This is a genomic window from Bradyrhizobium sp. MI1.7, from assembly GCF_055811795.1.
The window spans coordinates 31961-44629 of the sequence record NZ_JBVVPO010000028.1 but is presented as its reverse complement, the minus strand read 5'-3'; the positions used below and the strand labels follow the sequence as shown (position 1 = coordinate 44629).

Genomic DNA, 12669 nt, shown 5'->3' with positions numbered 1-12669 from the left:
CCGTTTGTGGTCTTGGGGGGCCCCAGCGCGCGGTGGCGGGGCCTTACCCCCCCCTAAATTTTTTTTTTTTTCCCCCCCCCCCCCCCCCCGCCCCGCCGCCCCGGGGCGAGCCACCCTCTCCCACAAGGGGAGATTTTGCGTCCCACAGGGCATCATGATATATCATGGGCTCCATTGTAACTCATTGAACTCTCATAACTATCTCCCACTGCGTATCACGAGCTATCATGCGTTGATACTCACGCATTGGGGACATTTTGGGGGACACCCGACGGGACCACGATCATCATGGCACGCAGCATCTATTCCGACAAATTGAAGAACAGAACGAACAGGCTCAAGCTCGCGATCAGGAAGAAACCCTACAAGGCGCAGGTCGCTCCCGGCATCTTCCTTTGCTACCGGCGCAACGAAGGACCCGGCACATGGAGCGTTCAAGCCGGATGGCTGAAGCGGTTCGCCGTCGCCGACGACTACGAGAACGCCAACAACAAGTCCGTCATGTCGTTCTTTCAGGCGCAGGCGCACGCCCTGAAGATGGCTCGCGGCAGCGAAGGCGACAGCGATAAGCCGGTGACCGTCAGCGAAGCGATCGACGCCTACGAGACCGACCTCGCGGCACGCGGCGGCAACAAGTGGAACGCGACATCGGTACGGGGCCATTTATCGTCTGCGCTGGCGTCGAGGGTCGTCATGCTGCTGACCGAAACGGAATTGTTCGACTGGCGCAATTCGTTGATCAGCAAGGGCCTCAAGCTGTCATCCGCCAACAGGATCGGGAAAAGTTTCAAGGCGGCGTTGGCATTGAGCGCCAAGCGCGACAAGCGCATCACCAACGGCATCGCATGGAAGAACGGCCTGAAGCCGCTGAAGGCGAAGGGCAGCAACGCCCCGCCGCGCGATAACTACTATCTGCCGGACGGCACCATCCTCGCGATTGTGCGCGAATGCTACGTCGAGGATGCCGATTTCGGCGCGCTCATCGAAACGCTGGCCGGGACCGGCGTTCGCGAGAGCCAAGCACTGAAACTGTGGCCCGACGATCTGCAGGACGCCGACATCGAAGCGCCGCGCCTGATGATGCACTGCTCCGCCAAAGGCAGGGATCGCGATCCCGAACAGCGCGCGCTGCCGATCACACCGAAGCTCGCACAGACGCTGAGGGCGCGGGCGATTGCGCGAGGCTCGAACCGCCTGCTGTTCGATCGCATCTGGAACTTGTCGGCGCGCTTCCGGGTCGTTCTGGAACGGCTCGACCTCGACCTGACGCTGACGCCGTACACGTTGCGGCATAGCTCCATCATCCGGCAAATCCGCAGCAACACGCCGTTGCGCCTTATCGCCTTCACGCACGATACCAGCGTTGCCGAAATCGAGCGCACCTATGCGCGCTATCTGAACCACGCATCGGACGACGCGCGGAAGGGATTGCTCGCCGACAAGATGCCGCCAGCGGACAACGTGGTGCGATTGGCGCGAGGATGAACAGCGACTGGGCTTGATGCGGTCTCCTACAGGGCGGCGTAGGGGACAGCGATCAAACCTCACAGCCACATCTTTCTGTGAGATTGGAATTCGCCGGGTCGATCGGCGAGTTCCTAACAGCGACACCACTTGACCATCTCCGTGGCCCGACTTTATTATCATGACGCTAGCAATTGACCGGCGACGGTCTGTTGCGGCCATGCCACGGAGCAGAGCGATCATTGGGTCGCTCCACGCGGACTGCATCAGAGCCAACGGCTCGATGAGATAGCGGCTTGCGGAGCCCCTGAGTGGCTGACTGAGCTGTCCGGCCGTGCGCCAACACGCACGGAAGTTTCCACACGCGGAAGCCCGGAGAGGTTCAGTCCATGTCCGATCAATCCATCAGTTCGTCCTCCGCCGTGCTGCGTTCAGCGCGCGGCGATGCTGCGCCCAGCAAACCCGCACGGCGTGTCGCGGGCACCGTCAAGCTGGTCGTCAAAATCCCGCCCGACATCAAGCAATGGCTGAACCGTCGCGCGGCCTATTTTGGCGCGACGATCAGTTCTGAGGTGTCCCGCTGTTGCCGCGCCCGCATGGAGGAAGAAGCGGCCACGACGCCTCCGGCTGATGCCGCGAAGTGATGCCCATGAGCCACGATGAGGGCAAAATGCGCGACGACGTTCAAAATGAAATGGTGCCACTGGCTGATCGATTTTCGCTGTCACCAGAGGAAGCGAGCGCGCTGACCGGGATCGGGACGACACGCATTCGCGAGGCTGCCGCCAACGGCGATCTGCAAGCCCGCAAGCACGGCACGCGCACGATCATCCTGCCGGACGATCTGAAGGCATGGCTCAAGTCGCTGCCGAAGGTGGCGAAAAAGCAGCCGCAGACCGAGACGACGACCACCACCTGAAAACGAAAACGCCGCTGCTCGATCAAGAGCAGCAGCGTTTTGCTTTGTGCTTTCGATCGACCAGCCCGCCTCCAGCGGATCAACCGAACGAAAACTTTCTGGGCCACCCTCACGAAGTCACCACAACCCAATCGGAGGCCGTCATGCACGGTCAGATCAATAGTCAACGTCGCGTCACTTCGCAAGCGCGCCCGTTGCCACCCTTCGAAAAATCGTTTGCCAATGAGACGCCCGCGCAGCGGTTGAAGCACCGTGAGATCGCTTGGCGCGATCGACAGCGGAACCGGCGACGGAAGTCGCGCAACAATCCGAAGGCGTACTTTCGCATCCGCGACCTTGAGTGCGTTTTCGCAGATCGCTACGGCGCGGTGCTGCCGAACGATGACGCCGGGCTGGACGACATCTTCGTCATAGCCAACCATCTCGCTCACCTCGACGCACCCGATCGGCGGATCAGGGCATGGGTGCGGCTTTGGGCGCCATGGCACGGCGACGACCAGACCGACGAGCTGATCGAGATGGTGGTGCCGCGACCCATGAAATGGCGCGCCGACGCACTGGCTCAGCGGATCGGGCTCGACTTGGCGACCCGAACGCGGCTCAAGGTCACCACAATCGGTGCGACCGACTGCGGCAAAGCCAAGCGCGCAGCATTGCGCAGGAAGCGGAACAACGCGGCCAAGCGCGCACGCCGGGCCAAAGCTGGCGCTGTGTCACATGCGAAGTCAGCCGCAAGATCGAAGCCGTGGATGGCGCTCGGCATCAGCCGCCGGACCTACTATCGCAGAGGGCTAAATGGCACTGGTGGCACTAATTCGGGTACAGCATGTCCGAAGGACATAGTGAGGGACGCGAAACAGTGCCAAGGCGCTGGGCCGCCGACACTGAGGCCGCGCGCGGGTGGCCCGGCGCGGATCGAGCCTGAGTTCGTGGTTCCTGAGCTTTCCGGCACCAACCGCTTCACGATCAGCGTCCCCGTGAAATTCCGGGCGATGATGATGCTTGCCGCTCGTCGCGGGATCATCTCTGCGGCCAACCGCAACATCGGCGTCTGCTTTGCGGGAACGGGTAACGCGCCACATCTGCGCGGCAACCGTTACTAGCGAGCCGACCAATGGCACGACACCCCAAGCGATCACGATCCAAGCGGCGGCTGCCCAAGCACCTGCCGGTAAACCTGCACGACCTGATCGCAGCTGGTGGTCCTGAGACCCTTGCGAGAAACGCCGCTGCAAAGGCTGCCGCAACCGTTGCCAGCCAGGAGCGGGAGTTCTGGCTTGGCTTTGTTGAAGGCATCAATCAGGACGGTCTGGATTTGCAGGATCGAGCGCTTTGCAGCATGTACATCCGCGACCTGCGCCGAAAACTTGGCATCGGTCAGTCGAAAGAGATGATCCGCGAACAGACGCGGTTGCGTGTCAGGCGACTTCGTGAGCGTCGTCGCGCGCAAGACCACCATCCAAGCGATCAGGAGCCGGTGGTCGGGAAAGTACAGGAGCCAGTCACATGAACCGCGCCACGAAGCCGGGCTATATCCACCGCCTGCTCGCCGCCGGTCCCGATCTGGCCGCCGTGCCCGGCCTGTCGAACTGCGTGGTCCTGCACGATGACGGCTGCGCGATCTTTCAGCGTCAGCCCTGCAATTGCGTGCCCGATATTTCGATCACCACCATGACAGGCGGCAGCGTGCTGGTGATCGATGAGCGCGGCGAGGTGAGCTGGACCGGCAGGCAGTGACGACCAGACCCAAACCAAGGAGGACACCATGACGGACAACAGCACGGAGAAGAAGCCGCAACTCTGTTTCGCCCCCGGCTGCACCAAGGTCGGACTGATCAACGTCGAGAACGACAACTGGCTGTGCAGCGAACATATCCATGAGCGCATCAACAGCCCAATGAACAGGGCATTGACGCAGGCCGACGAGGACCTTGAGACCTTCCGCGAGGAAGGAGGCAAGCCGTCGTGACCTCAGCCGACATCATGGCCGCCGATGGCAGGCCGGTGCTGGAGCGGATCGCCGCGCTGACCGGCATCGAACATCAGGGAGCATCACTGTGAGCAACCGGCACCAGCGCCGCCGCGATCTGGCTGACTTCAAGCGAGATGCGCATCGAGGGCATCTTGTGACGTTCCTGATCGATGCTGACGACGAAGCATCGCTCGACCGTCATCCGCTATTGTCGCGGGCGCTATCGTTCTGGCGCAGCAACATCATGCAGCGTCGGCCATTCTGCCCGGCGTGCAAGGCGAACTATGCCGATGGCGCGCTTCCCGGCGCGTTCCTGTTCTCGACAACGCCGATCGCGCCGACAAATGCCAGCGTGACGGCATTTTGCGATCAATGTTCGCACGATCTGGACGTTGTCGAACGCGAGGCAGAAAGGGTTCTTAGGACCATCATCGCGGACGGCAAATGGCTTGACTCACGATGAAGCCGCATCGACCAGCGACATTTGCAGGCGCGTTTCCGATCGGCCCCGGTCATCCCACGCCCACCGAAATGCTGTCCCGAGACGAGCGCGATCGATACTTGCGCGAGGCGGCGACGTTCTATCTCGGCTGCGGTGATCGCGAGATTGCGCGGCAATTGCTCAAGGCATTGCTGACCTATCGCGCGGGCGCATGGCGTCGAGATCAAAACGAAAATCTGTGCCCGGTGCGATACCGGGGCACGCTGAAGCAGGCATTGTGGTGCCTGTTGAAATCGCGCGATCGAGTGCCGGGCGATAGGACGATCCGGGCGGCGCTGGCTGCTATTTCGCGATCCTAACGGCCAATTTGCCAACCCCGCTATTTTTTGCCCACGCCCTTCGCCACCGTGTCTCCGATCATCATCGCGCACGATGGAGAAGACCATGGCGAAACACGGACCCGACCAAGGCTGGCGACAACACGTACTCGGCATGCTTCCGCAAATGGAAGCGACCGCAGAACAACTAACCGCCTTTCAACCGGCAACAGCGGGTGGCTTTGCGCCGATCACCTTTCGCGGCGACAGATCACCTGACGATGCGGCGGCGCGGCTGCCCGATCCGGCCGCCACAAAAATGATCGCGATAGGACAGCGGGCGGCTGATCTTTTCGCGGCGGTGCCGACGTTCGATGAGGTGCAGGAATTGCGGCTCGAAGTCACTGGCCTCAAAAATCGTCTTGCTGATCTAAAGCGACCCTTGAGCGAGGGAGGCAGTCCGGTGCCCGCAACCACGTGGCAGGTTGCCGACGTTGAGCGCAAGCTGGAACGCGCTGAAAAAGAACTCGCGCGGGTGATCGAGTTGAAGGAAGCCCGCACGGTCAGATCGACTGTTGCCGGACAACTACGTCAATCCGTCAACGATTGGGTTTTGCGCGGAATTCCCGGCGACTGCGTGCTAGACGTGGTCGAGGATCAGGCGCTCAGCGAACTGCTGACGAAGGCTGACGGTGGTCGCATCGAGGCGGCGGTCGAGCGTTACCGGTTGCGGCAGCGAGAGTGTGCCGCCGAACGGCACCGCGTGAACTCGCAGCAATGGCCGATTTCGGGCGCTGAGGCCGATGCGCGAGCGCTGATTGAGCGGCTTGCAGATGCTGGCAGGCCCGTCCTCGAAAACGCGATTGAGCATAATCTGCCGATCACGTTCGCGACGACACGGCTGACTTCAAGTGTCTACAACGTCGATGCGCACGGAGCCGTCGCATACGCGGAAATGCCGGACGCCATTGGTCTGATTTGTTGGATGTTTCGCGATCAGCTACTGGCACAGATCAGCGCCGGTTTCCGTGAAATTGGCGATGACAAGAATGCCCTCGACCAGCGCCAGCGCGAGGAGATGCTTGCGATCATCGACGCGGACGATCTGGCGGCGCAGAGAGCCGAGTGTTCGTTAGTCTGGCACGTTGCCGCCGAGCGCGGCGAGGTCATTGATTTTAGACCGACGACATCACCGCAAGCAGTGCTTGGCGTGGCGCTTCGGTTAGTACCACGCGCGCCCAGCGGACCATCGTCGCCGGAGATTGCTGGCTACAACCTCATCGGCGGGCGGTGAGAGTTCGTGCAGCCGCTGGGCTCGCTGCCTGCTTCCTCACCGGCGTGCACGGGCGCGGGACGGGTGATCGCCTCTCCCGCGCCACCCTCTACCACGAACCGCGCGATCGGACACGCAGCATGCCCGGCAGCGCGCAGGGCGAGGCATCCGCCAGCGGATGCCCTGGCTCTCGGGCGGAGCGGTTGCTCCTTCTGCTCCGCCCAACCAACGCGACGGCGGCACCCGGTGTCGAGACCGTCACGTCGGGCGACGCGGTCACAGGTCGGGGCTGCGTCGCTCGCCCAATTCAGAACGCGACGGCCATCCCGGCTTTGCGGCGGAGCGTCGCGTCAGGGTCGAGGTGCTGCTGACGCGGCATCTCGGCCCGCCTCAATCGAAACCCGGAGGGGAAGCAACATAGATCAACCCGGACTGAACCGCCTGCGTGCGCAGGATCGTGACGAATTATCGACGCTGCTGGGCGTCCTGCATGGTGCAATGAACGCGCTCCATCGCGACGAGCGCGGCGACTGGACGATTGCCGGATCGCGCGGCCACATCCGCGCCTGCGGCGGGACGTTCCACGTCTACGTCCAGTGTCGCTCTCCCATGCACTGGACCTACGCCAAGAAGCAACTCGCCGGTTTCGCGATGGCCCATCAGGACGGCGACAACGAGGGCATCCTGCTGCTGAGGCGGATGCCGTCCGAAAGCGAGGTCGAAACGCTGCGGCGCTACATCGGGCTTCGCCAGACCCGGAATGTTGGACCCGACCACGGCTACTGGCTTCGTCAGAAGGCCATCTAGGAGGGCACCTAAGGCCGGTTTCATCGTTCGAAACCGCGACCGGGTATGGAAGGGCCGGACGGATGACGAGGACGCGCAAAACCTATCCTCGACGCAGGCGACGTTCGCCCATCTTCAGCGCGTGGCTCGCGATCCAATCGCGCGGCCCGGTGTGCGAACGCTGGCGATCATTTTCGAATTTCTATTTCGATGTCGGCAAGCCACCGACATGGCGACACCTGCTGGTCAGAACCGACACCGGCGCCGAGTTTTCGCCTCACAATTGCCGCTGGCAGGTTCTGCGGCCAAGGTATCGGCGGCGGCGATCGACCGCGCGGACACGTTGACGCCGCGACCTTTAGCGAGCCCGTTAGTGCCCGATTGTGAGACGAGGAACGAAGCCTTCGCCTCGTATTTCGTCGAAGATGGTCAGTGGCAAGTCAGCCTTCGGCATCCATACGCGTCCGACCTCGATTGCAGCAGAGACAGGGATTGCGGGGAACAGGTTGATTACAGCACTCGTGCCATGAGCCGCTTTAATCGCTTCATAGGTTTGTCGCAGAAGCCGACGAAATTCAGAAAGATCTTCGGGATAACGCATGATGTCGTTCCCCGGAGCATCGGAGTGGATACTCCACGTAGATGCATCTTTGCCGAGAACTGATGTGATCCGGTCGTCGGTAATCGTGGCGCTGAGACCGAGCTTCAAAGCGACAGGACCACTCTTGTTGGCGGGCGTAGTCGTCTTGAAGCAGATGCGTGGGCCCGTCTTGGCCCAAAGCCATCCCGCTGGCTCGCGATGCAACTGATACACATCAGCGGGCGTTATGTCGCCAAGCAGGCGACCGAGTTCGATCAGCAGCGGAATAGGCGCTAAACCAAAGACAGAAAGGTGATGGATTTGGCCGGTATCAATGCGCGACTTTACGAGCGTTGCGAATTGCTGGCGAAGGTTTTCGGGCTCAAGTTTCCAGAATAGATCGGCCGCGTCTGTTTGTATGCTCCCCTTTACTTCGATAGCGATTGATTGGCCATCGGCAGGGTATCTGTCCGGAAAGGTGGCGATGCGGACCTTCGGGAAGGACACTGGCGAGGAGTGACTTCCGATGTTCGCGGCGTACCGAAGAACATATGTGGCTCGATCTTCCGTGATGCCAGTAGCAATACTTACACGTTCTTCGTGCCCAGCCTTCATGTCGAGAAGAAGCTGCTCAGGATAGCGATCTTCTTCATCGTCAATGATCTTGTGATGCTTGTAACACATCATCATTAGATTGCTGGGATCATCCGCGAGTTCGGGAGAGCGACCGGGATCGCCGCGAGGGCCGCCGGGCGTTTCGGCAATGATGTGTGCGATCAAGCCATAGTTTCTATTCTCCTTGCCCGCAATGAAGTCATCGAGAAGATACTCGTTACAGCCGGGAAAATTACAGCGGCCTCCTGAGCGGGTCCAAATGATGATACGAGCGGGATAGGAAACCATTGGCTATTACTCTATGACGACGAAGAAACGGTCGCTACGGCCGACACATGCGCCCGTGCGTTTGCGAATGAGAAATGCCTCCACCCAGTGGATGCCGCGATACTCAGTGCGTTCCCACCTAACGCTGCGCGGCTTCGATGGATAAAATCCGCCGCGCAGTGCCTTGGCATAGCCTGCGGAGCGATCCGTATTCACCACCTGCCATTGGACATCGTGATCCTTACCTGTGAAAGGAAGGCCGGTCCCTGCAACCGCCTCAAAGCGTATGTGACGGTCCGCAGGAAGAACTTGACCAGAGGCGACGCTTCCGGCTGCTGATCCATTTTCCTGTAGGTGAACCGTTGCCTTGATCGAAATGGGAATGGCTTGTTTGCTAAACACGAACGGCGCTCGTTGTACCCAAGGCAAATCCCGCCGAACTAAACCGAGTACGCTCAGGCCCATTAGCTTGATCGCCTGTACGGTGTCCGCAAACCTCTGCACATTGAAGTTGGGAATGGGAACAAGCGAGCCGCTGACCTCCTCAGTCAGAATGTCCGCGCCTTTCGCGAACTCGTCTCCGAATATCCAGCGCCACTTCTTGATGCTCTGCTTTTCGTCGGTCTCGAGGTAGGCCTCATCAGTCCACTGACGGTATTTATGGATCATAGCCCGAAAATTCTCGTACTTGTCTTGATCCCAGTGCCGGTTGAAATTCTCGATCTGCAAGACGGGGTTTGTGACCTTGTGTAGGTGGGGTCGATCTTGCAGATAATGGTCGAGACGCGAAATCAGAGTACGAAACGCGGTCGGCAAATCCGGGAAGTATGATGGCCGGAAGTGGGTGTCCGCCTCGCTAATTTGGTCGGCTACTAGCGTGTTCAACAGGACGGACTTGCATGAGAAAGTGGTTTTGGTGTCGCGCAGATACTTTATGAGGCGCATGGCGTGGATGAGGTGATCGCTGCCGACCAAGTTATTGGCGTGTTGAAACCATTCTGTATATCGCTCCGAATCTGTGGGTTCGAAGCGGTCATCCGTTCGATTACAAACTTCATACGGATAAATCCGTCCGGGTCGTTCCACGACACACGGAACAACGTCGAGTTCGAAATCACCTGCGTAATTCAAGGTGACGCACCGGTTTTTTAGCCCGACTATATCCTTGTAGGTCTTGGACTCTAAAAAAAGGCCACACAGCCCGAGAATGTAATCGTTGGCCGTCCAGCCCGGGACAGGATCAACGAACATGAGCAAGTCCGCGTCAAAGCCATTTTCGCCCGGTGGTTTGATAATTGTCTTGTGCGCCCATGATCCTTGCGAGCTAAACCGCTTGATGATTTGGCCCCAGTCGCTGCGCCAGAGAAAGCTTTCAATCGTCTCGACGCGATCACTAAGGGTTTTGATTCGAGTGTTGTTGAGATTGACCTCCCTCTCTAGGAAGGTGTTGAACTCGGCAAGGTGCTTCATCTTGAAATTCCACAAAAAGCCGGTTCGCGCGAAAATGGTCGAAGGACCAAAACGCAATGTTACAGTGAGTCGGCCATGTGGACGAACCCTATGCTGCGCGGGAATGTGCCATATACACAGGGGGCCCCAGTAGCAGGAACGTCCGGGAGGCCACTCCGATTAGTGCGGCCCGGCGTTTTGCCTATGTCCCACCCCATCATGCTCAATTCGCGCCCGGTGTCGGTGTTGCGCACCACCGGGGCCGGATAATCTGGAAACACGCCCGGCATCGGCGCGAGGTTGCCGACACGGCGGTTGACGACGCGGAACAGGCCATGAGTTGCGCGGCTGGCCCAAAACTAGCCGACCTCCATCTCTGCGCGGGTCTGATCGTTCTGTGCTGACTGTTGCAACTGGCTTGCTTCGGAATGCCGATCGGATATTCTTGGTACCGACGATGGTTACGGAAGACCGCACGGCTGTTTCCGAGATATTGCTCACGGACTTGCCGCCGACAAGGCGTCAGACGCGGGCGGCGATCGCCGTTTTATTAATAGTATTGGTTGGCTTTGCGGCAGTAGTTCCGTTCTCCGATAGACCGGTAGTCGCACTCAATGCCTTTTTTCCCTCACTTGATGCCATTGTTCTGGTCACCGACCTGATTACAGCCGTTCTGCTGTACGCCCAGTTTTCGATTTCCCGTTCGCGCTCGCTCCTTGCGCTGGCGAGCGGCTATTTGTTCACGGCATTCATCGTCATTCCTCATGCACTTACTTTTACCGGCGCGTTCACGCCAACGGGACTCTTCGGTGCAGGCCCGCAGACGGGATCATGGCTTTTCATCTTCTGGCATGTTGGCTTCGCAGTGGCTCTGTTGGGTTACGCGATATCGAAGGACGCGAAACACGACGGGCTCGCCTCCGAAGCACCTGTCGGACGTGAGATCGGCTGGTGCGCGGCAACCGTGGTTGCGTTGGTAATCGGGATCACCTGGCTAACTACCGCAGGTGAGGCGCTGCTACCCCCAATCGTTCTTGACGGGTCCCGGCTGAGTCCCTTCGTGATCTATCCAATCTGGTTCACGATACTGATCACCGCTGCTGGCCTCACCGTTTTGTTAATCCGGCGGCGTTCAGTACTCGACCTTTGGTTAATTGTGGTGGCTGCGGTGTTTATTGCGGAGCTTGCCTTCAGCGGCCTGCTGCCAACCGTTCGCTTCAGTGCCGGCTTCTACGCGGGGCGAGTATTCTCACTTATTACGTCGAGTATTGTCCTGATCATTCTGCTCGCGGAAACGACGTGGCTTTACGTCCACTTGGCTCGATCAAACGATGTGCTGCAGCGTGAGCAACACAACAAGCTCGCGAGCATGGAAGCGATGGCCGCCTTGATCATGCACGAGGTAAACCAACCTCTCGGGTCCATTCTCACTAACGTTGAAACGATGCAGTCGATGCTCGAGTCCCCCACGCCGAACATCAGTGAAATTCGAGAAATCGCTGCCGACATCAACCGCGACGATGTGCGTGCGAGTGAAGTACTTCGACGAATTCGGACCCTGCTCAAGAAGGTGCCATTCGAGGTAAAACCCATCGAACTCAACGAAAATGTCCGGCAGGCTGTCGCAGTTCTTTCCGGCCAAGCTGCTGCGCGGCAGGTTGATGTGAGTACTGCCATTGGACCCCCATTGCTGCCGATCAGCGGGGACCGGGTTCAAATTCAGCAGGTCCTAGTGAACCTGATCGTTAACGCGATGGATGCGATGTCCGAAATTCCGGCCTCTCGCCGCAGGCTGACAATCCAGACCTCGCTTCGCGGCGAATTTGCCGAAGTAGCAATTGCCGACGCTGGTCCGGGCATCCCGCCTGACAAACTCCAAGGCGTGTTTGAACCGTTTGTCACGACTAAGGCGCACGGCATGGGGATGGGATTGTCAATCGCGCGATCAGTTATCGAGGCCCACAACGGAACGATATCGGCGCACAATCAACCCAGAGGGGGCGCGGTGTTCCGTATTCGACTGCCGTTGCGCAAATCGTAATCCGTCGCTCAGGATTAAATCGGACTGTCACGAACTCCGGCAATCGGTCGTCCGGGTCCCTCTGGGAGCATAGATAGACGCGCGCCCCTTCAGCATATTTGCGTTTTTCATTTTTCGATGTTTGTTTGCCGCATCTGCTTTTCAAAGGGGCTCGCGAGATGCGGCGCACTGATCTGTTCGAGGTCACGATGAAGGGCTGGGCGCGGCTCAACCCGCAGCAGCGCGAGCGGTTCTTCCAAGCGGGCCTGAGGGCGGCGCTGCGACTTGAGCGGCAAGAATTCCGCGAATGGCTCCGGCGGCGCGTAGGCGAACCCCCGCTCGCCGCGCCGGTCGATCCGGCCCGCTTCGCAATCTCGAAGACCGACATTGCGGCTCTCATGAGGTCGGCGCGCAAAGCAAATCCGAAGTTGACTGCGGATTTGGACGAGGCTGCCGCCGTTCCTCACAGCCACGATTTGCGCTGAGATTTTTGTACCGATCCGCAACGCAACCCGGAAAACCCAAAATGCTAATATTTTCAATATCTGCCGTGCGGCGGTCCCCC

Annotated in this window: 15 protein-coding genes and 1 pseudogene; 13 read left to right on the top strand and 3 right to left on the bottom strand. The window is 59.6% G+C overall.

The window, feature by feature from the left end; translation table 11 throughout:
- The first annotated feature begins 288 nt into the window (after positions 1-288).
- The 11 genes from AC0L3X_RS24160 to AC0L3X_RS24110 all read left to right on the top strand — a co-directional run bounded on the left by AC0L3X_RS24160 (position 289) and on the right by AC0L3X_RS24110 (position 7194).
- Positions 289-1485 carry a site-specific integrase gene (locus AC0L3X_RS24160; protein WP_473316881.1) on the top strand — a complete coding sequence of 399 codons (1197 nt, stop codon included), beginning with the start codon at positions 289-291 and terminating at the stop codon, positions 1483-1485.
- 368 nt (positions 1486-1853) lie between these two features.
- Positions 1854-2108, top strand: coding sequence for a hypothetical protein (locus AC0L3X_RS24155; protein ID WP_473316879.1), 255 nt, complete (start codon positions 1854-1856; stop codon positions 2106-2108).
- Positions 2109-2134: 26 nt separating this feature from the next.
- Positions 2135-2383 carry a helix-turn-helix domain-containing protein gene (locus AC0L3X_RS24150; RefSeq protein WP_473316877.1) on the top strand — a complete coding sequence of 83 codons (249 nt, stop codon included), beginning with the start codon at positions 2135-2137 and terminating at the stop codon, positions 2381-2383.
- Complete coding sequence (locus tag AC0L3X_RS24145; protein ID WP_473316876.1) at positions 2317-3486, top strand: hypothetical protein; 1170 nt, start codon at positions 2317-2319, stop codon at positions 3484-3486. The genes AC0L3X_RS24150 and AC0L3X_RS24145 overlap by 67 nt, the downstream gene beginning before the upstream one ends.
- Before the next feature lie 11 nt (positions 3487-3497).
- A complete protein-coding gene (locus AC0L3X_RS24140) occupies positions 3498-3893 on the top strand; it encodes a hypothetical protein (protein WP_473316875.1) in 396 nt (131 codons plus the stop codon).
- Positions 3890-4120 carry a hypothetical protein gene (locus tag AC0L3X_RS24135; RefSeq protein WP_473316873.1) on the top strand — a complete coding sequence of 77 codons (231 nt, stop codon included), beginning with the start codon at positions 3890-3892 and terminating at the stop codon, positions 4118-4120. Before AC0L3X_RS24140 ends, AC0L3X_RS24135 begins: the two co-directional genes overlap by 4 nt.
- Before the next feature lie 28 nt (positions 4121-4148).
- Positions 4149-4352, top strand: a complete 204-nt coding sequence (locus tag AC0L3X_RS24130) for a hypothetical protein (protein WP_473316871.1) — start codon at positions 4149-4151, stop codon at positions 4350-4352.
- 88 nt (positions 4353-4440) lie between these two features.
- Positions 4441-4818, top strand: a complete 378-nt coding sequence (locus tag AC0L3X_RS24125) for a hypothetical protein (protein ID WP_473316870.1) — start codon at positions 4441-4443, stop codon at positions 4816-4818.
- Positions 4815-5156, top strand: a complete 342-nt coding sequence (locus AC0L3X_RS24120) for a hypothetical protein (protein ID WP_473316868.1) — start codon at positions 4815-4817, stop codon at positions 5154-5156. Before AC0L3X_RS24125 ends, AC0L3X_RS24120 begins: the two co-directional genes overlap by 4 nt.
- A gap of 85 nt (positions 5157-5241) precedes the next feature.
- Entirely contained in the window at positions 5242-6408 is a 1167-nt protein-coding gene (locus AC0L3X_RS24115) for a hypothetical protein (RefSeq protein ID WP_473316866.1), read from the top strand.
- A 477-nt stretch (positions 6409-6885) separates the two neighbouring features.
- A complete protein-coding gene (locus tag AC0L3X_RS24110) occupies positions 6886-7194 on the top strand; it encodes a hypothetical protein (RefSeq protein ID WP_473316865.1) in 309 nt (102 codons plus the stop codon).
- A 349-nt stretch (positions 7195-7543) separates the two neighbouring features.
- Here the strand turns inward: AC0L3X_RS24110 and AC0L3X_RS24105 are convergent, their stop codons facing one another.
- From AC0L3X_RS24105 to AC0L3X_RS24095, 3 genes and pseudogenes are all read right to left on the bottom strand, one after another.
- Positions 7544-8656 (bottom strand): SAVED domain-containing protein, encoded by a 1113-nt coding sequence (locus AC0L3X_RS24105; RefSeq protein ID WP_473316864.1) that lies wholly within the window; start codon positions 8654-8656, stop codon positions 7544-7546.
- Positions 8657-8662: 6 nt separating this feature from the next.
- Positions 8663-10105: an SMODS domain-containing nucleotidyltransferase gene (locus AC0L3X_RS24100; RefSeq protein WP_473316863.1), complete on the bottom strand. Its 1443-nt coding sequence runs from the start codon at positions 10103-10105 to the stop codon at positions 8663-8665.
- Positions 10106-10293: 188 nt separating this feature from the next.
- Positions 10294-10416, bottom strand: a pseudogene (locus AC0L3X_RS24095) (SOS response-associated peptidase); the annotation flags it as partial.
- Positions 10417-10541: 125 nt separating this feature from the next.
- Between AC0L3X_RS24095 and AC0L3X_RS24090 the strand changes: the two are divergent.
- Positions 10542-12125, top strand: a complete 1584-nt coding sequence (locus AC0L3X_RS24090; RefSeq protein WP_354132924.1) for an MASE4 domain-containing protein — start codon at positions 10542-10544, stop codon at positions 12123-12125.
- Positions 12126-12313: 188 nt separating this feature from the next.
- The gene (locus tag AC0L3X_RS24085; protein ID WP_473316862.1) at positions 12314-12589 is read left to right on the top strand and encodes a hypothetical protein; all 276 of its coding nucleotides are present in this window, start codon (positions 12314-12316) and stop codon (positions 12587-12589) included.
- Positions 12590-12669: the final 80 nt, after the last annotated feature.